General features: G+C 66.6%; 19 protein-coding genes. 6 read left to right on the forward strand and 13 right to left on the reverse strand.

The window, feature by feature from the left end; translation table 11 throughout:
- Positions 1-69: 69 nt before the first annotated feature.
- The 5 genes from MUN46_RS00730 to rpsU all read right to left on the reverse strand — a co-directional run bounded on the left by MUN46_RS00730 (position 70) and on the right by rpsU (position 7,851).
- Positions 70-2,187, reverse strand: coding sequence for a sigma-70 family RNA polymerase sigma factor (locus tag MUN46_RS00730; RefSeq protein ID WP_243377552.1), 2,118 nt, complete (start codon positions 2,185-2,187; stop codon positions 70-72).
- Positions 2,188-2,324: 137 nt separating this feature from the next.
- Complete coding sequence (gene rpoD, locus MUN46_RS00735; protein ID WP_243377551.1) at positions 2,325-4,649, reverse strand: RNA polymerase sigma factor RpoD; 2,325 nt, start codon at positions 4,647-4,649, stop codon at positions 2,325-2,327.
- A gap of 431 nt (positions 4,650-5,080) precedes the next feature.
- Positions 5,081-6,952, reverse strand: coding sequence for a DNA primase (gene dnaG / locus MUN46_RS00740; RefSeq protein ID WP_243377550.1), 1,872 nt, complete (start codon positions 6,950-6,952; stop codon positions 5,081-5,083).
- A 185-nt stretch (positions 6,953-7,137) separates the two neighbouring features.
- Entirely contained in the window at positions 7,138-7,596 is a 459-nt protein-coding gene (locus MUN46_RS00745) for a GatB/YqeY domain-containing protein (RefSeq protein WP_243377549.1), read from the reverse strand.
- 42 nt (positions 7,597-7,638) lie between these two features.
- Positions 7,639-7,851, reverse strand: a complete 213-nt coding sequence (rpsU, locus tag MUN46_RS00750) for a 30S ribosomal protein S21 (protein WP_008811706.1) — start codon at positions 7,849-7,851, stop codon at positions 7,639-7,641.
- A gap of 205 nt (positions 7,852-8,056) precedes the next feature.
- On the opposite strand from rpsU, the gene tsaD reads away from it, so the two are divergent.
- Entirely contained in the window at positions 8,057-9,115 is a 1,059-nt protein-coding gene (gene tsaD, locus MUN46_RS00755) for a tRNA (adenosine(37)-N6)-threonylcarbamoyltransferase complex transferase subunit TsaD (protein WP_243377547.1), read from the forward strand.
- 278 nt (positions 9,116-9,393) lie between these two features.
- Here the strand turns inward: tsaD and MUN46_RS00760 are convergent, their stop codons facing one another.
- The 5 genes from MUN46_RS00760 to ispH all read right to left on the reverse strand — a co-directional run bounded on the left by MUN46_RS00760 (position 9,394) and on the right by ispH (position 14,373).
- Positions 9,394-10,275: a LysR family transcriptional regulator gene (locus tag MUN46_RS00760; RefSeq protein WP_243377546.1), complete on the reverse strand. Its 882-nt coding sequence runs from the start codon at positions 10,273-10,275 to the stop codon at positions 9,394-9,396.
- 153 nt (positions 10,276-10,428) lie between these two features.
- Entirely contained in the window at positions 10,429-12,147 is a 1,719-nt protein-coding gene (locus MUN46_RS00765; RefSeq protein ID WP_243377545.1) for an FAD-dependent oxidoreductase, read from the reverse strand.
- 194 nt (positions 12,148-12,341) lie between these two features.
- Positions 12,342-12,836, reverse strand: coding sequence for an aminoacyl-tRNA deacylase (locus tag MUN46_RS00770; RefSeq protein WP_243377544.1), 495 nt, complete (start codon positions 12,834-12,836; stop codon positions 12,342-12,344).
- A gap of 23 nt (positions 12,837-12,859) precedes the next feature.
- Positions 12,860-13,393 carry a methylated-DNA--[protein]-cysteine S-methyltransferase gene (locus MUN46_RS00775; protein WP_243377543.1) on the reverse strand — a complete coding sequence of 178 codons (534 nt, stop codon included), beginning with the start codon at positions 13,391-13,393 and terminating at the stop codon, positions 12,860-12,862.
- A complete protein-coding gene (gene ispH / locus MUN46_RS00780) occupies positions 13,390-14,373 on the reverse strand; it encodes a 4-hydroxy-3-methylbut-2-enyl diphosphate reductase (RefSeq protein ID WP_243377541.1) in 984 nt (327 codons plus the stop codon). The genes MUN46_RS00775 and ispH overlap by 4 nt, the downstream gene beginning before the upstream one ends.
- Before the next feature lie 307 nt (positions 14,374-14,680).
- Here ispH and rpmB point away from each other — a divergent pair, with 307 nt between their 5' ends.
- Positions 14,681-14,914, forward strand: coding sequence for a 50S ribosomal protein L28 (gene rpmB / locus MUN46_RS00785; protein WP_237980287.1), 234 nt, complete (start codon positions 14,681-14,683; stop codon positions 14,912-14,914).
- 15 nt (positions 14,915-14,929) lie between these two features.
- On the forward strand, positions 14,930-15,097 hold the full coding sequence (rpmG, locus tag MUN46_RS00790; protein WP_237980285.1) for a 50S ribosomal protein L33: 168 nt from the start codon (positions 14,930-14,932) through the stop codon (positions 15,095-15,097).
- A gap of 210 nt (positions 15,098-15,307) precedes the next feature.
- On the opposite strand, the gene tnpA is transcribed toward rpmG, so the two are convergent.
- The 3 genes from tnpA to purN form a co-directional block, all read right to left on the reverse strand.
- Positions 15,308-15,763, reverse strand: a complete 456-nt coding sequence (gene tnpA / locus MUN46_RS00795) for an IS200/IS605 family transposase (protein ID WP_285230522.1) — start codon at positions 15,761-15,763, stop codon at positions 15,308-15,310.
- 222 nt (positions 15,764-15,985) lie between these two features.
- Positions 15,986-17,443: an RsmB/NOP family class I SAM-dependent RNA methyltransferase gene (locus MUN46_RS00800; RefSeq protein WP_243377157.1), complete on the reverse strand. Its 1,458-nt coding sequence runs from the start codon at positions 17,441-17,443 to the stop codon at positions 15,986-15,988.
- A 115-nt stretch (positions 17,444-17,558) separates the two neighbouring features.
- Positions 17,559-18,206, reverse strand: a complete 648-nt coding sequence (purN, locus tag MUN46_RS00805; protein WP_243377158.1) for a phosphoribosylglycinamide formyltransferase — start codon at positions 18,204-18,206, stop codon at positions 17,559-17,561.
- A 110-nt stretch (positions 18,207-18,316) separates the two neighbouring features.
- Between purN and MUN46_RS00810 the strand changes: the two genes are divergently transcribed.
- Genes MUN46_RS00810 through lspA form a run of 3 tightly spaced genes read left to right on the forward strand, consistent with a single transcriptional unit; the run spans position 18,317 to position 22,716 of the window.
- On the forward strand, positions 18,317-19,306 hold the full coding sequence (locus MUN46_RS00810) for a bifunctional riboflavin kinase/FAD synthetase (RefSeq protein ID WP_243377159.1): 990 nt from the start codon (positions 18,317-18,319) through the stop codon (positions 19,304-19,306).
- Between the two features lie 41 nt (positions 19,307-19,347).
- Positions 19,348-22,215 carry an isoleucine--tRNA ligase gene (gene ileS, locus MUN46_RS00815; RefSeq protein ID WP_243377160.1) on the forward strand — a complete coding sequence of 956 codons (2,868 nt, stop codon included), beginning with the start codon at positions 19,348-19,350 and terminating at the stop codon, positions 22,213-22,215.
- A gap of 18 nt (positions 22,216-22,233) precedes the next feature.
- The gene (gene lspA / locus MUN46_RS00820) at positions 22,234-22,716 is read left to right on the forward strand and encodes a signal peptidase II (protein ID WP_243377161.1); all 483 of its coding nucleotides are present in this window, start codon (positions 22,234-22,236) and stop codon (positions 22,714-22,716) included.
- The last annotated feature ends 114 nt before the right edge of the window (positions 22,717-22,830 follow it).

Consider the following 22,830-nt stretch of genomic DNA (forward strand, 5'->3'; position numbering starts at 1 on the left):
GTCCGCCCCTCAATCGGGAAGGACCGGACGGTCGCAACGAGGAAGGTATTGTACAGAAATTTTCCGGGCCTAATCCTCAAAGTCCTTGTAGTCCTTGAGCCGGGCCTTGGCTGCGTTGCTGCGGAGCTTCCGGAGCGCCGCAGACTCGATCTGCCTCACGCGCTCGCGGGTGAGGCCGAGCGCCTTGCCCACCTCCTCGAGCGTGTGGTCGCGATTCGAGCCGATCCCGTAGCGCAGCCGGATGACGGAGGCCTCGCGGGCCGTGAGGTCATCGAGCGACTTCACGATCTCGTCGCTCATCGCCGTCTCCATGTAGCGGCGCTGGGGATCCGTGTCCTCATCGCCGCGCACGAAGTCGAGCTTCGTCGCGTCGTCGTCATCGCCGATCGGCGCGTCGATCGACTCGACGCCGCGCATCGCGTTCATGAGCAGGTGCACCTTGGACAGCGGCATGTCGCCCAGCTTCGCAAGCTCGGAGTCGGTCGGGGCGCGCCCGTCGTGGGTCTGCAAATAGCGCTGCTTGATGCGGCGCAGCTTGTTGTAGGACTCGGTCATGTGCACCGGCACGCGGATCGTCGCGCCGTAGTCGGCCACGGCCCGGGTCACCGACTGCTTCACCCACCAGGTCGCGTAGGTGGAGAACTTGTAGCCGCGCCGGTATTCGAACTTGTCGACCGCCTTCATGAGCCCGAGGTTGCCCTCCTGGATGAGGTCGGTCATGGCGAGCCCCCGGTTCACGTACGACTTGGCGATCGAGATCACAAGCCTCAGGTTCGCCTCGATCATCCGGCTCTTGGCGGCCGAGAGGTTGTTCTGGGCGATCTTCACGGACTTGGCGAGCTCGCGCTGCTCGGACAGCGACAGGCACATGCCCTTTTCCAGCTCTCCGAGCTCCTCCTGCAGCGCGAGCAGCAGCGGCATCTTCTCCTGCACGCGCTGCGCGTACGGCGCCTTCTCTGCGGCAAAGCGCTCGAAGAAGTCGGGCTCGGAGGAGCGCAGCGAGAACTCGTCGAGAAAGTGCTGAAGCGGAATGCCGCAGTCCTCGACCGCGAGCGCCCTCATGCGCGACATGAGCTCGTTCACCTTCTTCATGTGATCGCTCACGAGCTCGGAGAGTGCGGCCACGGTCTTTCCGGAGAAGCGGATCACGGAGAGCTCCTTCACGATCGCCATCCGCTCGCGGTTGTACTCGGCCTGGCGCTGCGGATCCGGGAAGCACTCGCGCACCTTCGCGTAATGCCCCTCGCAGCGCCCGATGATGTCCACCACACGCTGCTTCATCGCCTTGAGCTGCTCGGTGCTCATGCCCGAGGCGCCGATGTCGCCCGAGGGCTGCTGGCCGTCGGCCTCGGGGGCCTCGTTCTCGAGCGCCTCGTTGAAGCCGTCGGCCACATTGTCGATCGTGACTTCGTCGGCCTCAAGCTGGCCGCGGATCTCAAGCAGCTTCGGCATTACAAGCGGGAAGCCCGCGAGCACCGACACCAGCTTCTGTGTGTAGAGCTCGATCTGCTTGGCAACCTCGATCTCCTCCTCGCGGGTGAGCAGTTTGTGCGTGCCCACGCCCCTCAGGTACGCCCTCAAGGGATCGCGCGACAGCCCCGCCGACTCCTCGGGCGAGAGGATTTCCGCGGCGTCGTCCTCATCGATGTCGTCCTGCGAATCGGCCGTGACGGAGGCGAGCAGCATGTCGTCGCTGTCGGGGGCCTGGTCGAACACCTGGATGCCCAGCAGCGCAATGCGCTCGGCGACCTCGGAGACCGCGTCCTCGTGGCTGAGGGCGCTCTCGGGCAGGTGGTCGTTGATGTCCTCGATCGAAATCCAGCCCCTCTGGCGCCCCAGGTGGACCAGGGCCTTGTAGCTGTTCGTGAGCTCCTCGGAGGGCGCAAGCGGCTCCTTGATCGAGGCGCTTTTTTCAGCTTCCTCGAGATCGCGCTGCTCTTCCGAGGCCTCGTCCTCATCCTCCATGAAGCTGTCGTCGCCCAGATCGAGGATGCCCTCGCCGCCCTCGGCGGCGCCTTCGGCCGCCTCGGGCTTTGTCTTCGGGCGGCCGCGCCGGCCCTTGACAGCCGCGCGGGACGGCGCCTTCTTCTTCGAGGCCGGGGCAGCGTCGGCCGCTGCCGCAGAACGGGCGCTGCTGCGCTTCTTCCTCGGTTTTTCCTGTTCCGTGTTCTGCACTGATTCAGTCACTTCTGACACCCAAGCAATGTTCGTTGCCGGCTCCGGGCCCCGGACCACAGGGCGCCCGACGAAAGCCGGGAGGCCGCCACCGGAGGCGGCCCGCATGATGTTCTTTCCGTCCGCCCGCTCAAACCGGGTGGCTCCTCTTACTTCTTGCCCTCGCCCTCGATGAAGCTCTTCAGCTTGTCGGAGCGCGAGGGATGGCGCAGCTTGCGCAGCGCCTTCGCCTCGATCTGGCGGATGCGCTCGCGGGTCACGTCAAACTGCTTGCCGACCTCCTCGAGCGTGTGGTCGCTTGACATCTCGATGCCGAAGCGCATTCGGAGCACCTTCGCCTCGCGCGGCGTGAGCGAGTCGAGCACCTGGCGGATCGCCTCCTCGAGGTTCTCGTTCTGGGCGGCGTCGGCCGGGGCCTCCGTCACCGTGTCCTCGATGAAGTCCCCGAGATGCGAATCCTCGTCGTCTCCGATCGGCGTCTCCATCGAGATCGGCTCCTTCGCGATCTTCAGGATGCGGCGGATCTTGTCCTCGGGAATCTGCATCCGCTCGGCCAGCTCCGAGGGATCGGGCTCCATGCCCGTCTCCTGGAGCACCTGGCGGGTGATGCGGTTCATCTTGTTGATCGTCTCGATCATGTGCACGGGGATGCGGATCGTGCGGGCCTGGTCGGCGATCGAGCGGGTGATCGCCTGACGGATCCACCACGTGGCGTAGGTCGAGAACTTGTAGCCGCGGCGGTATTCGAACTTGTCCACCGCCTTCATGAGCCCGACGTTGCCCTCCTGGATGAGGTCGAGGAACTGCAGGCCGCGGTTCGTGTACTTCTTCGCAATCGAGATCACGAGCCGCAGGTTCGCCTCCGTCATCTCCTTTTTGGCGTTGCGGGCCTTGGCCTCGCCCGTGGCCATCTGCTTGTAGATGTCGCGCAGGTCCGCGATCGGCAGCAGCGCGTCGGTCTCCATGCCGATCAGCTTCTGCTGCAGCTGCACCACGGCCGGGATGTTGCGCCGGAGCACCTCGACGAAGGGCTTGCCCGAGTCGAGAAGCCGCGGCGCCCAGTCGAGGTCCGTCTCATGCTTCATGAAGTCCGACAGGAAGAAGTCGACGTCGACCCCGGAGCGGTCCACAACGATTTCCTTGATCTCTTTTTCGATCCCGCGCACCTCCTCGATCGTCCGGCGCAGCGTGCCGCAGAGCCGGTCGACGGTCTTCGCGGTGAAGCGCACGAGCGAGAGCTCGGAGCGGATCGCCTCCTGCTTGGCGATGAACTCCGGAGTGCGGGAGCGGTCCCGGTCGTAGACCTTCTTCAGGTCCTCGTAGAGCGCGGCGACGCGGTCGAAGATGGCAAGCGACTTCTTCTTCAGGTCCTCGAGCTGCCCGGCGGTCATGCCCGAGGCGCCGATGTCGGCCATGTCGTCGTCCATGCGGCTCTTCGGGTCGTTGATGCCGTCGACCACCTCGTCGATCGCAAGCGTCCCCTCGCGGATCTTCTTCGCGTCGGAGAGGATCTCGCGGATCGTCGTGGGGCTGGTCGAAATGGCGATCACCATGTGGTTGAGGCCGTCCTCGATGCGCTTCGCGATGGCGATCTCGCCCTCGCGGGTGAGGAGCTCGACCGAGCCCATCTCGCGCATGTACATGCGCACCGGATCGGTCGTGCGCCCGAACTCGCTGTCCATCGAGGAGAGCGCGGCGTCGGCCTCGTCGTCGCTGTCGGAGTCCGTGACGGCGTTGTCGTTAAGCAGCATCGCCTCGGCGTCCGGCGCCTGGTCGTAGACCTGGATGTTGAGGTCGGCCAGGGTCGAGACCACCTGGTCGATGTCGTCCTGCTCGACCATGGTTTCAGGCAGGTAGTCGTTGAGCTCGGCGTAGGTGAGGTAGCCGCGGTCGCGCCCGAGCTTGATCAGGGTGCGCCATTTCTGCTGCCTCGACTCCGCGTCCTCCTCCTGCGCGTGGTAGGACTTCGCGATCGCCTCGCGCATCGCCTTCTCGCGCTCCTGCTTGCTCGAGCGGCGGCGGCGCGCAGGCGCCTTCCCCAGGGCCTCCTCGGCAATCCGCGCGTCCTCGTCGCCGTCCTCGTCCGAGTCCTCCCCGGACTCGAAGTCCCCGTCCTCGTCGAAGTCTTCGGGCGCGGCGGCCTCGGCCCGCGGGGCCTTCTTCGCGCCCCGGCCGGAGGCGGCCTTCGCGCGGCCGGCTCCCTTCGCGGGCTTTTTCGCGGCCTCGGGCTGCGCCCCGGCCCCGCCGCCCGCGAGCTCGGCAAACTCCTCATCGGAGACCAGGCAGATCCATCCGTCCGAGTCTTCCCCGTCCTCCGGGGCGCCTTTGCCGCCGTCCGATTCCGATTTCATCAGCTCCTGGTATTCCTTATCTGAAACAAGAAGGATCTCTCCGGACTGGAGAGCATCGTCATCAGAGGCCGGGCGCGAAACAGATTCCTGCGCCGTCTCCGCCGAGTGTTTGTTTTTTGCCATTTGAATCCTAAATTCTCTGAAGGGCGAGCTTTCCGCATCGGCGCGAACCGCGCGCGCCGCCGGCCGCCGGCCGGCCCGCGGTCGAAGCGCCGCCCGAGGCGGCCGCTTTGTCCCGCAGGCTGCGGGCGGCGCAGTCTGCCCTTGGAATTCCTGCAGCCGGCGCCCGTTGATGCGGGGACTGATCGTAAGTTGTGCTGCCGGGACTAGTCATCCGGCTCCCCTCGCGCTCGATGCTGCTGGAAAAAGTTTGTGCCGGCGCCTCCGACCATGGTGTCTCCTGGGCGCCCCTGCGCGAAACGCTGCCGTTTCTGCAGGCAAATATAGATGAAATTATAACACAGGCCCCTCTTTTCCTGACAGGAAAATTTTCCGGCGGGCCTGCGGCGCCGGGCTCTTCCCCGGCCCCGCCCGGAGGCAGGAGGGCCGCCGCCTCAGATCCCCGCGGACGGCTCGCGCCGGGGCGCGCCTTCGCCCGAGCCCGCCTCGCGGATCTCCCGGCTCACCTCGGCCAGGCGCTTCGCGAGCGACCTGTAGAGCTCCTCGTCGAAGGGCTCCTTCGCGCCCGCCTCCTGGCAGCGCCGTCGCAGCTCCCCCTCGGCGATCTTGAGAAAGGCGAGGTTCAGGCTCCCGCGGGCCTGCTCGAGCGTGGTCTCGATTTCGAGCTCCCGGTCGAGCAGCGACTGGTAGAGCTCGAGGTTCGGGCTGTCGCGCAGCGCGTTGAGCAGCGCGCCGCTGGTCTGCGGAGCGTCGTCCTCGGTGCCGCAGCAGGCTCTCCAGACCTCGAGCAGCCGGCGGTCGAGCTCGGTGCGGCCGCCCGCCACCCAGTCCTCCATCTGTCCGGAGAACTCGCGCCCGAGTTCGGGCCAGGCGAGCAGGCAGCGCAGCATCTTCTCGCGCAGGTCCGGCACGGGCACCGCCCCCTGCCTGCGCCCGGCGGCAAAGCGCCCGAAGCCTGGGGCCGGGGCCGCGGCCGCCCGGCCAGGGGCCCAGCCTGTCCGCTGAGCCTGGCTCGGCTCTGCGGCGACGAGGGTCGGGATCCCGATGAGCTCGGCGAGCTCCTGGGGCGCCATCTGGACCTCCATCGCGAGCGATCCGAGCAGCTGCCGGCGCAGCATCGGGGCGTGGGTGAGCGAGGCGAGCAGCGGCTTGGCCTCGCTCACGAACTGGGCGCGCCCTTCGGGCGAGCCCATCGCCTTGCCCTCCTTGAGCGAATTCACGAGAAAGGCGGAAAGCGGGAAGGCGTGCTCGAGCTCGCGCTCGTAGGCCTGCGGCCCCTCGGCCTTGATGAGGCTGTCGGGGTCGTGCTCCGGGGGCAGCAGCACGAAGCGGGCCTCGAGCGTGTCCTCGATCACGGGCAGCACCTGCTCGAGGGCCCGCCGCGCGGCGTGCCGGCCGGCCGCATCCCCGTCAAAGGAAAAATAAATGCGCGGAACGATCTTGAAGAGCTTCCTGATGTGGGCCTGGCCGATCGCCGTGCCGAGCGCGGCCACCGCCTCGCCGAACCCCGCCTGCGAGAGCTGGATCACGTCCATGTATCCCTCGCAGACGATCGCCCGCCCGGCCCTGCGGATGGCCTCTCGCCCCTCCCAGAGGCCGTAGACCTCCTGGCCCTTCCTGAAGATGTCGGTCTCCGGGCTGTTCAGATATTTGGGCTCGCCCTGGCCCATCACGCGGGCGCCGAAGCCGATCACCTGCCCGCGCGGATTGCGGATCGGGAACATCACCCGGCCGCGGAAGCGGTCGTAGCGGTGCCCGTCCTTCGAAATCACAAGCCCGCAGTCCTCGAGAGCCTTGTCGCCGTAGTGCGCCCCGAAGAGCGCCTCGAGCGCCTGCCAGGCGTCCGGCGAGTACCCGAGGCTGAACTTCGCCTGCGTCGCCTCGGAAATCTGCCGGCCCTGGAGGTAGGCCAAAGCGGCGGGAGACTTCCTGAGCTCGAGCGCGTAAAAGCCGCGGGCCCGGTCCATGAGCTCGGTGAGCGACTCGGTCTTCTCGCGCCGCCGCCTCGAGCCCGGCTCCTCGGGCACCTGCATGCCGACCTCCGCGGCGAGCTCCCGGATCGCCTCGGGATAGCTGATGCCCTTGTACTGCATGAGAAAGCCGATCGCGTTGCCGTGGGCCCCGCAGCCGAAGCACTTGTAGAACTGCTTGCTCTGGTTGACCGAGAAGCTGCCCGTCTTTTCGTGGTGGAAGGGGCACAGCCCGAACCAGTTGATGCCCTTTTTCTTGAGCGTGACGAAGCGCGAGACGACATCGACGATGTCGACGCGGTCGAGCAGGTCTTTGATAAACGACTCAGGGATCATCGCGCGGGCCTCCCGGGGCGGGCTTGTGGAGAAAACTGAAGGGCAGGGGCAGAAAAAACGCCCGGACAGTCTAGACCATTCCGGGCGTTCGGGCTCGCGGGCGGAAACACCTCCTTCACCCGGAGCAACTCAATGCGTTTGAACAATGCCGGGGGCGGGGCCCGCGGCTCAGCGTTTTTCTTTCCTCAGGCCTGCTTGCCGGCCGTCAGGCGCTCGCGCACCAGGGCCGAGACGCGGCTCATGTCGGTGCGGCCGGTGAGCCTGGGCTTCACCGCGCCCATCACGCGGCCCATGCCGGCCAGCCCCGAGGCGCCCGTCTTGGCGATCGCCTCGTCGATGACCGCCTTCACTTCGTCTTCCGTGAGGGGCTTGGGCAGATAGCCGGTCAGAACCTTGATCTCGAAGTTCTCTTTGTCGACGAGATCCTGGCGGCCGCCTTTCTCATACTGCGCGACGGAGTCGCGGTGCTCCTTCACCGCTTTCGCGATGAGGGCCGTGATGATGGCGTCGTCGGCGGTCACGCGCTCGTCCACCTCTTTCTGCTTCACTGCAGACCAGAGCATGCGGATCGCGTTGAGCCTCGCGCTGTCGTGGGCGCGAAGGGCGTCCTTCATATCAGACTGAATCTGTTCCCTGAGAGCCATTTTCCTGCCTGGATGCTGAAAAATTAACGCTGGTGTGTGGAATTAGTAGAGCTTCTTCGGCAGCATCATGCTGCGCAGACGCTTGTAGTGGCGCTTGATGGCGGCAGCCTTCTTGCGCTTGCGCTCGGCCGTGGGCTTCTCGTAGAACTCGCGGGCGCGCAGCTCGGTGAGCAGGCCCGACTTCTCGATGGTGCGCTTGAAACGGCGCAGGGCGACTTCAAAGGGTTCGTTTTCCTTGACGCGAATGGTTGGCATTGAGTAAAAACCTTTATTAATGATGAAAGGGAAGAGTGTTTTCCCAAAAAACAATAAAACCCTGCGCTTCCCTCCGCGGAGGGAAACGGCAGACTGGTGATTCTCTCACAAATAAAAGGCTTTGTGTAGCGCAGCAGGACCGGGGCCGCGCAGGAGAAACCCTCCCCCCGGACGGGACCGGAGCCGGCTCGTTTACAATACGGCCATGCTTATCCTAGGTATTGAATCTTCCTGCGACGAGACCGGAGTCGCCCTGATCGACTCCGGCCTGGGGCTGCTCGCCCACCGCATCCACACCCAGATCGACATGCACCGCGCCTTCGGCGGGGTGGTGCCCGAGCTTGCGAGCCGCGACCACATCCGCCGCGTGCTCGCGCTCACCGACGAAGTGCTCGAGGAGGCGGGCCGCAGCCGCGGCGACCTCTCCGCGGTCGCCGTCACCGAGGGCCCGGGGCTGGCCGGGGCGCTGCTCGTCGGCGTGTCGGTCGCGCACGCCATCGGCTACGCGCTCGGGCTGCCCGTGATCGGGGTTCACCATCTCGAAGGGCACCTGCTCGCCTCGCTGCTGGCCGACCCGGCTCCCCGCTTCCCGTTTGTGGCGCTGCTCGTCTCGGGCGGACACACCCAGTTCATGCGCGTGCAGCGCTTCGGCAGCTACGAGCTGCTCGGCGAGACGCTCGACGACGCCGCGGGCGAGGCCTTCGACAAGACCGCGCAGCTGCTCGGCATGTGCTACCCGGGCGGCCCCGCGGTGTCCGCGCTGGCCGAAAAAGGGCGCCCCGGCGCCTTTGAGTTCCCGCGCCCGATGATCCACTCCCCGGACCTCAACATGAGCTTCTCGGGGCTCAAAACCGCGGTCCTCAACACCGTCACCCGGGCCGAACACCCGGAGGATCCGCAGTTCCGGGCCGCCGTCGCGCGCGGATTCGTCGACGCCGTGACCGACGTGCTCACCGCGAAGGCCGTGCGGGCGCTGAAGAAAACCAGGCTCAGCTCGCTCGTGGTCGCCGGGGGCGTGAGCGCGAACAAGCAGCTGCGGGCCGCGCTCACCGCCGCCGTCGAGGCGCGCCGCGGGAAGATCTTCTTTCCGCCCCTCGCCCTGTGCACCGACAACGGCGCGATGATCGCCGTGGCGGGCCTGAAGCGGCTCGAGGCCATGACGGAAGAAGAGCGCGAGGCCTGCCGCCACCGCCTCGCCTTCACGGCCAAGCCCCGCTGGACGCTCACCGAGGCCGCGCACCCGGACGGCGCGGCAGAGCTCTGAAAGCAGAAGAACAAGGAAACGGGGCGCCGGAGGGCGCCCCTTCTTTTTCCCCACCTTCGTCGTTCTTCCGATCAGGCCGCGGACTGCGAAGCGGCCTTTTCCCCGGCCGCCAGAGGCCCGTCCGCATCGAGGACGCTTTCCACGGGCAGACCGAACTCCCGGTATATCCGGCGCCACCGGACTCCCCCGGTCCGGGCCTCCTGCTGCCGGAACCAGTTTGCAAAGCTGAGCAGCTCGATGTTTTTCAGGCTGCTGCGCAGGATGGCGACATGCTTGTGCTAGACCGGCCGGTGCCAGCCCGGCAGCACGGGCACCAGAAGCCCCGCCTTCAGCCTGGGCTCAAGAAAGCTGAGGGGAATGTCGACCGCAATGCCCTGATCGTTCATGACGGCGGCATAGCTCACGTACTCGTCGCTGCTGCGCTTTTCCGGCCCCGGCCCGCCGGCCCGGCCGATCAGCTCCCGGCGCCCGCTGCGGGGGTCGAAGACCCAGTGCTCGAGCGAGTCAAGGGAAAATTCCTCGCTGCCGCAGATCAGCCTCGAGGTCGCCGGCACGTCGCTGCGCTGCGAAAGCAGCAGCGTGTGGCGCGCGAGATCCTCCACCCGCAGGGGCGTGCCGCGGCGCTTCAGGTAGGCCGGCGTCGCGACGAGGCAGTTCGCGCAGCGCACGCACGGCAGCTCATAGAGCAGCGGATTGTCTGCATGGCCGTATAGATAAACAATGTCGGCCTTTCCCTTGAAGAGGGAGTCGAGCGAGTTGTCGGGCTTCACCTCGACCCGGGTTCCGGGGTGTCCGGCTTCGTAGCTGCGCAGCATCTCGAGCACATGCCGGGCCAGCAGCACCGTGGCAAGCCCGAAGCGTATGCGCACGGACGGATTCGCATGCCGGCAGCACTCCGCCTCCCTTTCAATCTGCTCGGAAATCCGGATCATGCGGCGGATGAGGGGAAGCTGCTTGTCCGCAAACTCGGACAGCCGGACGGGCTTTGACGTGCGCTCGAGCATGCTCACCCCCATCGCGGACTCAAGCTGGGAGACAAGCCTGGAAACATGCGGGAGCTCCAGGCCGAGCTCAATTGCCGCGCCGGTGAGCGAGCCGGTGCGGGACACGGCGTCGATCACTTTCCAGACCAGGAGATTGTCAGTAATGTCTACGGCCACGGGCGCGCTCCGCTTCTTCGCCCGGCGCAGGCGCGCACGGGCTTTTATCCATTATAAAAAACACGCCCCTGCGGGGCTCCGCCGCACCGGGCTTCGGAGAGTGAAAGCCCGCCGCGGCGGAGCTTCGCAGGGGAAGCTCCGGGTTTCAAGCCTTCAGCGCAGGAGCCCCTTCGCTGCCTCCTCGCCCGCGATGCGCCCCGTTGAGAGCGAGCTCTGGATGGACACGCCCGTATAGGCGTAGCAGTCGTCGTAGAGAATGCCGTTCGCGACTTCGCCGGCCGCGTAGAGCCCGGCGATCGGGGCGCCGTTCCTGTTAAGCACCCGCGCGTTTTCATCGGTCTTCAGCCCGCCGAAGGAGGCGACGATTTCAGGCTCTGCGTGAATCGCATAAAACGGCGCCTTCCTCACCCCGGTGAGCAGCTTGTCGGGCTTGCCGAAATCGACATCCGAGGGCAGGTTGTTGTAGCGCTCGACCGTCCTGCGGAAGGCTTTCCGGTCAATGCGCATCCGGTCGGCAAGCTCCTCAAGGGTTGAAGCCTTGAGGGCCCTGCCTTCGCGCGCGGCCTTCTCAAGGCCCGCGGTATCCTCGCTGCTGTCGTAGACGCGGAAGTACCGCTTGGAGTCATTGAGCACCATCGCCTTGCCGATGTCATCGTAAAACCCGGCCTCGTTCACAAAGCGGCGGCCCCGCCCGTCCACATAGAGGAAATTTTTCGGAATCCCCGCGGTTGCGTCAGCCCGCACCGACAGCATCGTGCCCTTGCCGCCCTGGAACACGGTGTCTGCGCCGACCGCCATCGCCATCTTGTGGCCGTCGCCCGTGTTGCCGTGAGAGGTTTCGTCCGGCAGTCCCACCGTGGGGCCCGCATACTGGCGCTGCAGGTCCGGATCCCGGTTAAAGCCGCCCGTTGCGATCACCACCGAGCGGGCATTCACCGTGAGCCTGCCGCCCCCGGGCGTGCGGGCGATCACGCCGGTCACCTTTCCGTTCTTATAAATCAGGCTCTGCGCAGGCGTCTGCATCCGGAAGACCACATGGTGCCTGAGCGCGTCCTGGTGGAGGGCCTTCACGATGTACATGCCGCTCGTGCGGGCGAATTTTCCCTCCGGGTCCGGGTTCTCGAGGCGAAGCGCCGGATAGCCCGGATACACGGGCTTGAAGGACGTGAACTTCACGCCGAGATCCTTGATCCAGTGGTAGGTGCCGTTGGACATGTCTGCGATTTTCCGGACCATGGGCGCATAGGCTTTGCCGTTCGAACGGCCCATGATGTAGCGGAACATCGTGTCAGGCGAGAAGCTGTTGTCGGCATCGCGGCCGTCGGTCGCGCGCAGCACGCAGCCCGAGGACAGTCCGGTGGAGCCGCCGAGGACGCCCTGTTTTTCAAGGACGAGCACCCGGCGCGCGCCTTTGACGGCGGCTGTATCGGCCGCCGCGAGGCCCGCCGCGCCGGTGCCGAGAACCACCACGTCCGCGGAGACCGTCTCATGGGCCGCGGCCGCACGCCCGGAGGCGGCTTTGGGGGCCGCCCGGTACCGGCTCAGCCCGGAGCCTGATTTTGAAAGCGCGTCGGCTACAGCGGCGATGATCGCGTTGGAGGTGACCGTCGCGCCGCTCACCGCTTCAACGTTGAGAGACTGATGCTTCACAATCGCCGCGGGCACAGCGGCGATGGCCGGGTCGGAAATCCCGGGGCTTTCATGCTGGCTCGTCACGCGGACGCTGCGGATCGCGCCGCCCTCCAGAGTGACCTCGACCGCAACCGGACCTTTCTTGCCCTGGGCCGTGCCTGTGTAAACCTGGGCCTGGGATGCCGCGGCGAAAGCCATCAGGACGGCGCCGGCGCACAAAAGGAACTTCCTTTTCTTCATGTCTGCCTCTCTTTTTCCGGGAAGGAATCTGGGAACGCCCGAACCTTCGCCCCCGCGCGTCGGTCCGCGCGAGAGGGCTCTTCAGGGCTGAAACCAGTGTAGGAACCGGAGGGGCTCCGCCGCTAGGCAGTTTTGGAAACTCCACTTTCCGCGGCGGAAACATTCCGCCCGCGGCAGGCTTTACCGGGAGGCCGTCATTCCTTGGGGTTCGCGACGTGCACCGGGACCGCCTTCAGCACCTCGGTGAGGACGCTGCCCGCCATTTCGGCGATCACCCCGCGGCGGCCGCCGTTGATGTAGATCACGGGCAGCTGCGCCACCGTGTCCTGCACGTAGACGGGCATCCGCTTCCGGGTCCCGAAGGGGCTCGTGCCGCCCACGAAGTAGCCGGAATTGCGCTGCGCCTGCTCCGGCTCGCAGGGCGCGATGTGCTTGCGGCCCACCTGGCGGGCGAGGTTCTTCGTCGACACCACGCAGTCGCCGTGCATCAGTATCACAAGCGGCTCGCCGTTCTCGTCCTCCATGATGAGGGTCTTGATCATGATGTGGGGGTCGACCCCGAGCTCCTTCGCCGCCTGGTCGGTCCCGCCGTGAGGCACGAAGCCATAGGTGTGCAGCCTGAAGTCGACCTTGTGCGCCTTGAGCCAGTCCGTAGCGGGCGTCGCGCTCACATGTTTTTCCTTTGACATTTCTTCCGGTCTTTTCCTGACAGTTAAAACCACCAGCGGATCGTCTGCTCGGCCTCGCGCAGGAGCAGCGCCCGCTTCACCTCCAAAAACGGCCCGTCCGTGCGCCCGTGGTAGCCCACAAGCCCCGAGGCCCCCACCACGCGGTGGCAGGGCAGCAGGATCGCGAGCGGGTTCGTCCGGGCGGCGTGCCCCGCGGCCCGGGCGCCCCCGGGGCTGCCCGCCCGGGCGGCGAGCTCCCCGTAGGTTTCGGTCGCCCCGCAGGGGATGGCGGCGAGAGCGCGCCAGATCCGCTGCTCGAAGGCGCTCCCGCGCGCGAGGCAGGGCTCGTCCGTCCAGTCCCTGCAGTCGAGGCTCTGCGGATTTTCGGCATAGGCTTCAAGCGCGGCGCGCGCCCTCTCCACCGATTCCGAGCCGCAGGTCGCGGAGGCCTCCGGACGGCTTCCGGGAGGATACACCTCCACGCCCGAGAGCATCCCCGAGCCGTCGGCGAGGATTTCGACGTCGGCAAACGGCCAGCGCAGCAGCCGCACCGCGCGGCCCGCCGAGGACCGCCTCATGAGGCCTCCCCTGCGGGCGCCGCCCGGGCGGCGCGGGCCGCCTCGAGGTCCCGGTCCCAGAGCCCCTTGGGCAGCGGGAAGACCAGCGACTCGCGCTCGCCCTCCTGCTCTTCGACCAGGGCGCCTCCGCAGGCGCTGCGGATCCGCTCGACCACGTCCCGCACGAGCGGCTCGGGAGCCGAGGCGCCCGCCGTGATGCCGATCCGCTCGATCCCCTCGAGCCATTCGAGCCGCACGTCGCCGGCCGTGTCGACCAGGTGCGCGGGCACGCCGACGCGCTCGGCCACCTCGCGCAGGCGGTTGGAGTTCGAGCTGGTCGAGGAGCCGATCACGAGCACGAGCTGCACGGCCGCGGCGAGCCGCTTCACGGCGTCCTGCCGGTGCTGCGTCGCGTAGCAGATGTCGTCCTTTTTCGGGCGGTCGATGTCCGGAAAGCGCCGCCGCAGCGCCCGGGCGACCTCCTCGGAGTCGTCGAGCGAGAGCGTCGTCTGCGTGACGTAGGCGGTCTTCGCGCCCGCGGGAACCTTCAGGCCGGCGACATCGGAGGCGGTCTCGACGAGCTCCATGCCGCCCTCGGCCTGCCCCATGGTGCCCTCGACCTCCGGGTGCCCGCGGTGCCCGATCATGATGACGACGCGGCCCGCCTCGCGCATGCGGGCCACCTCGCGGTGCACCTTGGTCACCAGCGGGCAGGTGGCGTCAAAAACCCTCAGACCGCGGCTTCTCGCCTCGCGCTCGACCGCGAGCGGCACCCCGTGCGCCGAAAACACGAGCGTCGCCCCCTCGGGCACGTCCGCGAGCGAGTCGATGAACACCGCGCCGCGGCGCCTGAGCCGCTCGACCACGGTGCGGTTGTGCACGATCTCGTGGCGCACATAGATCGGGCGGCCGTAAATTTCAAGCGCCCGTTCGACGATCGCGATCGCGCGGTCGACGCCCGCGCAGAATCCGCGGGGCTGGGCGAGCAGGATTTTCACCATCGCAAGCTCCTTATGAGGGAAAGCGCCGCGCCTCTGCCGGGCGGCGCCTTCCGCGTATTTTAAAAGAGGCGGCAGTATTCCTCCTGATGCGCGATCGCCTCGGTTCGTATACAATCCGACCCGCGTTGAAAAATTCCGGCCGCAGGAGAGGCACTTCGCCGCGGACTCCGGAAGAGCAGTTGCCGCTTGTGGCAAATAAATATTTTTTGACGTATAATTAATGTTTTCAGCAACGCCATTGCGTGCGAGATAACTTTTGCTTCCTCAGCACCCGGCGTTTTTTTATCATTTTGAACTGGAGATAGCGATGGCACGAGTGTGTCAAGTCACCGGCAAGGCGCCGATGGTCGGCCATACCGTCTCGCACGCGAACAATAAAACCAAGCGTCGCTTCATGCCCAACCTGCAGTATCGTCGTTTCTGGGTTGAGAGCGAAAACCGTTGGGTCCGCCTGCGTTTGACGACGGCGGGTCTGCGGACGGTTGACAAGGTTGGTATCGATGCGGTTTTAGCGGATCTCCGCGCCCGCGGTGAGATGTAATTCAGGAGCTTCACCATGGCAAAGGGAAATCGCGAAAAGATCAAGCTGGAGTCGACCGCCGGTACCGGTCACTTCTATACGACCACGAAGAACAAGCGCACCACTACGGGCAAGCTGGAGTTCAGCAAGTACGACCCGGTGGCCCGCAAGCACGTGATCTACAAGGAAACCAAGCTCAAGTAATTTCGGGCTGCACTTTCCTCACAAAACCGGATGGCTCGCTCCATCCGGTTTTTTTGTGCGCATATGCTTCAAGAGAGACCCACCAGCATAGCTGGTGGTTCTCCCTGAGCGCCTGAAAGGCTCTCATACCAGCCGCGCCCAAACGGGCGCTCATGCGTCTGTCATTCGCATATCTGCTGCCAGCCGCCCGTAAAACGGGCTATTTGCAGATTACCTGCCCTTGAATGGGTCCTCGGCAAACGGCATGCTTAATTGGGCACCCAGTTTGTCTTCATCCAGTTGGTGTCTGATGTACTCCGCGATCTTGGTCTTGTTTTTGCCAACCGTGTCCACGTAGTACCCTCTGCACCAAAATTCTCGGTTTCGGTACTTAAATTTCAAATTCGCAAATTGCTCGTAAATCATTAGGCTGCTTTTCCCCTTGAGATACCCCACAACTGCTGAGACGCTGTACTTCGGGGGCATTTCCAACAGCATATGCACGTGATCCGGGCAACACTCCGCTTCTACGATGTTGATGCCCTTCCACTCGCAGAGCTTGCGAAGTATTTCTCCGACAGCCCGCTTTTTCTCGCCGTAAAACACCTGCCGGCGATACTTTGGCGCAAACACGATGTGGTACTTACAGTTCCACGTCGTGTGCGCCAAGGTTTTTGTATCATTCATTCTCGCAACTCCTCTTAGTTAGGCTGGAGCAAATGCAGTGGCTAGACCGCATTGCTCTTTTTACCAAACTCGGAGGAGTTGTTTTTTGTGCAAAGCTATAAGCTTTACTGAACTCCCAGCCTAGCTGGGAGTTTTCTATTTACCAAAAAAGCCGCGCGGGCACCCCAGCGCGGCTTTTTTGTCCCCCGGAGCGCCCGCCTTTCGGGCGGGCCCTCTTTTTTTTCAGCGGCCGCGGGGGGCCCCGCCCTCGTGCGCGGCCCGCGCCGGGTCCTCGGCCACCCGCTCAAGCACCGCGGAGAAAAAGCCGTCGGTCGCGTTGGCCTGCGGGAGCATGACGAAATAGCTGCCCATCCTCTCGCGCTCCTCGGCTGTGAAAGGCACCTTCTGGGCGGCGAGGATGTCCGGGGCGCTGCGCAGCTCGAACTCCGGGTGCTCGGCGAGGAACGCCTCGACCACGCCCTGGTTCTCCTCGCGCAGCACCGAGCAGGTCGCGTAGACGAGCCGGCCGCCTTTTTTCACGAGGCGGGCCGCCGAGCGGATCACAGAGGCCTGGACCGCGTTGATGCGCTCGAGCTCCGCCACCGAAAGCCGCCAGCGCAGGTCGGGATTGCGCCGCAGCGTCCCCGTGCCGGTGCACGGGGCGTCGACCAGCACGCGGTCGAATTTTCCGATCAGGCGGCCGAGCCGGCGGTCGTACTCGTCGCGGATCGCTATCGGGTGCACGTTGGTGAGGCCCGAGCGGCGGAGCCTGGGCACCATGCCGGCGAGCCGCTTCGCGTTCACGTCGAAGGCGTAGAGCGATCCGGTCGACTTCATGAGCGCCCCGATGGCGAGGGTCTTTCCGCCCGCGCCCGCGCAGAAGTCGCAGACCATCAGCCTGCGGCAGGGCGCGAGCAGCCTCGCGATGAGCTGGCTGCCCTCGTCCTGGATGTCGACGCGGCCCTCGCGGTAGACGGGCCAGGAGCCGATGCCCACCTTCTCGGCGAGCCTCAGCCCGTCGGGCGAGTAGTGCATCGGGGAGGCCTGCACGCCGCGCTCGGCGAACTCCTCCGCGACGGACTTCGGGTCGGCCTTGAGGGAGTTCACGCGCAGGTCGAGCGGCGCGGGCTGGGCGATCGCGCGGAAGAAGGCCTCGGCGTCGGGGTACTGCGCCCTGATCCTGTCGTAGAGCCAGTCGGGCAGCTCCGCGCGCACCGGGGCCGGGGCCTCACTGACGTCCTTGGCCTTTGCGAGAACCGCGTCGAGCGCGGCGGCGTCGCGCCCCGCGGCGGCCTCGGAGATCTGCCCGCGGCCAAAGCGCAGGGCGAGCGCCACGAGGGCGGCAAGCCGCGGCGAGCGCTCGGGCACGGCCGGCGCCATCGCCCAGGCGATCGAGGCGAGGTGCCGCAGCGCGTAGTACACGGTTTCAGCCACCAGGCCCCGGTCGCGCGACCCGAGCTCGTGGTTTTTTCTGAAATAAAGCGACAACAGCACGTCGGCCGGGCCGTCGAGCTTAAGCACCATGTGCAGCGCGTCGGCGAGGTGCCCCACGATGAACGGCGTCCCCGCCACGGCCTCGCCGCGGGGGCCGCGGCCGCCGCCCGGCCGCCCCGCGCCCGCCGCCCGGGGACGGGAGGCGCCGCGTCCTTTGCCGCGCGCCCCGGCTCTCCCCTCGAAGTGTCTGTTCCGCTGTCCGGGCATGCCCATAGCTCAAAGCCTCCAGAATGCAAAAATGCAGGCCGCCTCTTTCCCGATCAGGGCGGAAAGCGGGCGGCCGATGAAAACAGGTTTCCTGAACAAAAGCACGAAAGGCCGTTCAGGCGAAAATCGCAAGCTCCCGGGCGGTGTCGTCGTCCATCACCGCGCGGCCGCCCTCGAGGCGGACGCGGCCCTCGAGCACCGCGCGGCACACGCGCGGATAGAGCACGTGCTCCAGCTCGAGCCCGCGTGCGGCCAGGGTCTCGGCGGTGTCGCTCGGCAGCACCGGCACGACGGCCTGCCCGATGATGGCCCCGCCGTCGAGCGCCGCGGACACGAAGTGCACGGTCGAGCCGTGAACGCGCACGCCCGCGTCGATCGCCCTCTGGTGCGTGTCGAGGCCCTTGAAGAGCGGCAGCAGCGCCGGATGGATGTTGAGGATCTTCCCTTCGCGCGGCGCGACGAACCGCTCGGTGAGAATCCGCATGAAGCCGGCGAGCACGATGAGGTCGGGCTCGAACCGGTCGACCTCCTGGGCGAGCCGCTCCTCGAAGGCCTCGCGGGTCGGGAAGAGCTTGTGGTCCACGGCGACCGCGGGGATCCCCTCGCGCCGGGCCGTCTCCAGCCCGCGGGCGCCGGGGCGGTTGGAGATGACCGCGGCGATGCGGGCCCCCGGGTTCTGCTCCCAGCGCTGCTCGCGGCTTGCGCGCAGAATCGCCTCGAAGTTGGAGCCCCGGCCGGAAATCAAAATGACGATGTTTTTCATAATGACGCTATTGTAACGGAAGGCCGGGGCTGCACTTCGCAGCCGGATCCCGCGGCCGGTATAATGTCTGCTCTTTGTTCCCACAGAAACGGACGCAGTTTCCTCCTCCCATGAAGGTCTTCCTAGGCTTCCCCCCGCAGCGCGCCGCGGCCCGCACGGCCGTCGCGATCGGCAATTTCGACGGCGTGCACCGCGGCCACCAGGTGCTGCTGCGCGGCGCGGCGGACTTCGCCGTCTCGCACCCCGGGGTCACGGCCTGCGCGCTCACCTTCGAGCCGCACCCGAAGGAGTTCTTCTGCCCGGACAGCGCTCCGGCCCGCATCTCGACCCTGCGCGACAAAATCGCGCTTTTCTCCCGCTACGGCTCGGAGATGGCCTGCGTCGCGCGCTTTACCCGCGCGCTCGCGGACATGACCCCCGAGCAGTTCGTAAGCGGCATCCTTGGCGCGAGGCTGCACGCGGCCTTCGTCGCCGTGGGCTCGAACTTTACCTTCGGGCGCCGGGGCAGCGGCACGGCCGGCGACCTGCGGCGGCTCTGCGAGCCGCTCGGCATCGAGGTGTTCGCGCCCGAAGTGCTGCGCGAGGACGGCGGCTGCGTCTCCTCCTCGAGGCTGCGCGGGCTGCTTGCCGCCGGGGATCTCGAGGAGGCCGAGCGCCTGATGGGACACCCCTGCACGATCACGGGCCGCGTCGGGCACGGCGAGGAAATGGGCAGGAAGCTCGGCTTTCCCACCCTCAACCTGAGGCCGCTGCCGCCCGGCTGCCGCTCCAGGCCCGCGGCCGAAGGAGTGTTCGCCTCCTGGGTCTGCGGGCTGGCCGACCGGCCCCTGCCCGGCATCACGAGCATCGGCTGCCGCCCGACGCTGGGCGAGCGGCTGCGCTACACCTGCGAGACGAACGTGCTCGGCTGGAGGGGAAACGCCTACGGCCGGATGATCCAGGTGCGGCTCGTGCGCAAGCTGCGGGACAATCGCAAGTTTTCCGGCCTTGAGGAGCTCAGGGCCGGCATCAGGGGCGACGAGGCTGCGGCCCGCGCCTTTTTCTCGGAGACGCAGGGAGGCCCCGGCCGGGCCTTCGAAGAGCGTCCCTCCAACACTTAATCCAACCGAAGAGCCCGAGGGGGCCGGGAGATTAACAGAACATGGCCAACAGCGACAATCAGACGAGGAAGTATCCGCTCAACCTGCCGGATACGCCGTTTCCGATGCGCGGAAACCTTCCCCAGCGCGAACCGCGCTGGATCGACGAGTGGGACCGCAAGGACCTCTACCACGTGGTGCGGCGGGCCCGCCAGGGAGCGAAGAAGTTCATCCTGCACGACGGCCCCCCGTATGCGAACGGCGACATCCACCTCGGCCACGCTGTTAACAAGATCCTGAAGGACATCATCAACAAGTCGAAGCTGCTCGAGGGCTACGACGTGCCCTACGTGCCGGGCTGGGACTGCCACGGCATGCCCATCGAGATCCAGATCGAAAAGCAGTACGGGAAGAACATCCCCGTTCTGGAGCGCCAGAGCAAGTGCCGCGCCTACGCCCACGAGCAGGTGGCGCGCCAGATGAAGGACTTCAAGCGGCTCGGCGTGCTCGCCGACTGGGGCCACCCGTACCTCACGCTGCGCCACGAGACCGAGGCGACGGAAATCCGCGCCCTCGCGAAGATCATGGCCAAGGGCTACGTCTACCGCGGCCTGAAGCCCGTCAACTGGTGCTTCGACTGCCAGAGCGCGCTGGCCGAGGCCGAGGTCGAGTACAAGGACATCAAGAGCCCCACGCTCGACGTCGCCTTCCCGCTGCTAGAAGAGGACCGCGCGAAGCTCGAGAAAGCCTTCGGAGTGGCCGTCACGAAGCCCGCCGCGGCCGTGATCTGGACCACGACGCCCTGGACCATTCCGGCCAACCAGGCCCTCAACGTCCACCCCGACCTCGACTACGCCCTGATCGACACGGGCGACAGGCTGCTCATCCTGTGCGAGAAGCTCGCCGCAGAGGCCCTCAAGCGCTACGGAATGACCGGCCGGACGCTGGCCGTCACGAAGGGCCGCGCGCTCGAGATGATCCGCTTCCGCCATCCGCTCGCGCAGATGGACAAGGGCTACGACCGCTGCTCGCCCGTCTACCTGGCCGAGTACGTCGACGCCACCGCCGGCACGGGCATCGTGCACTCCGCCCCCGCCTACGGCGTGGACGACTTCAACACCTGCAAGGCCTACGGGATGAAGAACGACGAAATCCTGAGCCCCGTGCAGAACGACGGCACCTACGCGGCCTCGCTGCCGCTTTTCGGCGGCATGAACATCTGGAAGGCCGGCCGCAAGGTGCTCGACACGCTGCGGCTTGCCGGCAACCTGCTCAACGAGGACTCGATCGTCCACAGCTACATGCACTGCTGGCGCCACAAGACGCCGCTCATCTTCAGGGCCACCTCCCAGTGGTTCGTGAGGATGGACCGCTCGACGCCCGACACCAGGGGCGTGCTGCAGCCCGAAGGGGCCCCCGAGCCCGAGCCGCTGCGCGAGATCGCGCTGCGCGGCGTGGACGCGACGAAGTTCTATCCGCCCTGGGGCTACAACCGGCTGCACGCCATGATCGCGAACCGCCCCGACTGGTGCCTGTCGCGCCAGAGGACCTGGGGCGTGCCGATGCCCTTCTTCGTGAACAAGGCGACCGGAGAGCTGCACCCGCGCACGCTCGAAATCATGGAAGAGGTCGCGAAGAAGGTCGAAAAAGGCGGCATTGAGATCTGGACCACGGCGAAGGCCGAGGACTTCATGCCCGAGGACGAGGCGAAGCTCTACGAGAAGACCAACAACACGCTCGACGTCTGGTTCGACTCGGGCACCACGCACTACACGGTGATGCGCGGCAGCCACAAGGACGATCTCGGCTTCCCGGCCGACATGTACCTTGAGGGCTCCGACCAGCACCGCGGCTGGTTCCACAGCTCGCTGCTCACCGCCTCGATGCTCGACGGCCGCCCGCCCTACAACGCGCTGCTCACCCACGGCTTCACGGTGGACGAGAACGGCGAGAAAATGTCCAAGTCGAAGGGCAACGTCGTCCGCCCGCAGGAGATCTCCGACAAGTTCGGGGCTGAAATCCTGCGCCTGTGGGTCGCCTCCACCGACTACACCGGGGAGCTGCGCCTCGGCAAGACCATTCTGAAGGGCGTCGTCGACTCCTACCGGCGCATCCGCAACACGCTGCGGTTCCTGCTGGCCAACACGAGCGACTTCGACATCGAGCGCGACGCCGTTCCGGTCGCGCAGATGCTCGACATCGACCGCTGGGCGCTCGCGCGCGCCGCGCAGCTCCAGCGCGACGTGATCGCCGACGCGGACCGCTGCGAGTTCCACACGATGGTCTCGAGGCTGCACTCCTTCGCCTCCGACGACCTGGGCAGCTTCTACCTCGACATCCTCAAGGACCGGCTCTACACCTGCGGGGCGAAGAGCCTCGCCCGCCGCTCGGCCCAGACCGCGCTGTGGCACATCACGGCGAGCTACCTGCGGCTCATGGCCCCGGTGCTCACCTTCACCGCCGAGGAGGCCTTCGCGGTCTTCAGCCCGAACAAGACCGGCACGATCTTCACCGAGACGCACCACAGCCTGCCCGAGATTCCGCAGGCCCGCGAGCTGCTCGCGCGCTGGGCCCTCATCCGCGAGGCCCGCGCCGTCGTGCAGAAGACGGTGGAGGACCTGCGGGGAACCGGAGCGGTGGGCTCGTCGCTGCAGGCAAACGTCTGCATTACCGCCTCGGGCGACACCTACAAGGCGCTGGCGGGCCTGGGCGACGAGCTGAAGTTCGTCATGGTGACGAGCCGCGCCGAACTCCGGCAGGGCAAGGAAGGCTCTCCCACGGCCTGCACCGCCGAGGCGAGCCGCGCGAAGAAGTGCCTGCGCTGCTGGCACTATGAGGAGGACGTCGGCTCCGACGCCGCCCATCCGGACCTCTGCCCGCGCTGCGTCGAGAACCTCTTCGGGGCGGGAGAGACCCGCACGAAGGCCTGAGGCCCCGGAGGACAGCCGATGAAGCCAAGCAGCAGGACAGGCGGCGCGGCCCGCTGGTTTCTGATCGCCCTGGCGGTCTTTGCGGCCGACCAGGCCGCCAAGGCCTGGGCGAACGAGGCGCTCGCCGACGGATGGATCGAGGTGACGGGATTCTTCAGCCTCGTGCTGCTGCGCAACACCGGCTCCGCCTTCTCGTTTCTCGCCGACGCGGGCGGCTGGCAGCAGCTTTTCTTCGGCGCGGCCGCCCTCGGCATTTCCGCCTTCCTCGCCGCGCTCATCCTCAGGCACCGGACGGACGCCCTGCTGTGCACGGGCTGCGCGCTTGTGATCGGAGGCGCGCTCGGCAACCTCGCCGACCGGCTCCTCGCGGGCGCCGTCACAGACTTTCTCGACTTCCACATCGGCTCGCTGCACTGGCCCGCGTTCAACATCGCCGACGCGGCCATCGTGGCCGGGGTGGCGCTGCTGTGCCGGAAGGAGATGAAAAGCGGCCGCAGCTGAAAAGGCGGGCGGACCCCCGCCCCTTTGCAGCCCGGTCCTGCGCCTCCGGTTTTTTCCGGAGGCGTTTTTTTGCGGCGCGCCGTGCAGCGGCGGGAGGCGCCGCAAACTTCGTAT

It is taken from the genome of Mesosutterella faecium (assembly GCF_022809315.2).
Classification (GTDB): domain Bacteria; phylum Pseudomonadota; class Gammaproteobacteria; order Burkholderiales; family Burkholderiaceae_F; genus Mesosutterella; species Mesosutterella faecium.

What these genes read in the sequence shown, in the direction of transcription:
- rpmG (WP_237980285.1), top strand. Translation starts at nt 14,930, where the DNA reads ATGGCAAAGGGAAATCGCGAAAAGATCAAGCTGGAGTCGACCGCCGGT.
- ileS (WP_243377160.1), top strand. Translation starts at nt 19,348, where the DNA reads ATGGCCAACAGCGACAATCAGACGAGGAAGTATCCGCTCAACCTGCCG.
- purN (WP_243377158.1), bottom strand. Translation starts at nt 18,206, where the DNA reads ATGAAAAACATCGTCATTTTGATTTCCGGCCGGGGCTCCAACTTCGAG.
- MUN46_RS00810 (WP_243377159.1), top strand. Translation starts at nt 18,317, where the DNA reads ATGAAGGTCTTCCTAGGCTTCCCCCCGCAGCGCGCCGCGGCCCGCACG.
- rpsU (WP_008811706.1), bottom strand. Translation starts at nt 7,851, where the DNA reads ATGCCAACCATTCGCGTCAAGGAAAACGAACCCTTTGAAGTCGCCCTG.
- MUN46_RS00800 (WP_243377157.1), bottom strand. Translation starts at nt 17,443, where the DNA reads ATGCCCGGACAGCGGAACAGACACTTCGAGGGGAGAGCCGGGGCGCGC.
- MUN46_RS00745 (WP_243377549.1), bottom strand. Translation starts at nt 7,596, where the DNA reads ATGGCTCTCAGGGAACAGATTCAGTCTGATATGAAGGACGCCCTTCGC.
- dnaG (WP_243377550.1), bottom strand. Translation starts at nt 6,952, where the DNA reads ATGATCCCTGAGTCGTTTATCAAAGACCTGCTCGACCGCGTCGACATC.
- tsaD (WP_243377547.1), top strand. Translation starts at nt 8,057, where the DNA reads ATGCTTATCCTAGGTATTGAATCTTCCTGCGACGAGACCGGAGTCGCC.
- MUN46_RS00775 (WP_243377543.1), bottom strand. Translation starts at nt 13,393, where the DNA reads ATGAGGCGGTCCTCGGCGGGCCGCGCGGTGCGGCTGCTGCGCTGGCCG.
- MUN46_RS00770 (WP_243377544.1), bottom strand. Translation starts at nt 12,836, where the DNA reads ATGTCAAAGGAAAAACATGTGAGCGCGACGCCCGCTACGGACTGGCTC.
- rpoD (WP_243377551.1), bottom strand. Translation starts at nt 4,649, where the DNA reads ATGGCAAAAAACAAACACTCGGCGGAGACGGCGCAGGAATCTGTTTCG.
- lspA (WP_243377161.1), top strand. Translation starts at nt 22,234, where the DNA reads ATGAAGCCAAGCAGCAGGACAGGCGGCGCGGCCCGCTGGTTTCTGATC.
- tnpA (WP_285230522.1), bottom strand. Translation starts at nt 15,763, where the DNA reads ATGAATGATACAAAAACCTTGGCGCACACGACGTGGAACTGTAAGTAC.
- MUN46_RS00765 (WP_243377545.1), bottom strand. Translation starts at nt 12,147, where the DNA reads ATGAAGAAAAGGAAGTTCCTTTTGTGCGCCGGCGCCGTCCTGATGGCT.
- rpmB (WP_237980287.1), top strand. Translation starts at nt 14,681, where the DNA reads ATGGCACGAGTGTGTCAAGTCACCGGCAAGGCGCCGATGGTCGGCCAT.
- ispH (WP_243377541.1), bottom strand. Translation starts at nt 14,373, where the DNA reads ATGGTGAAAATCCTGCTCGCCCAGCCCCGCGGATTCTGCGCGGGCGTC.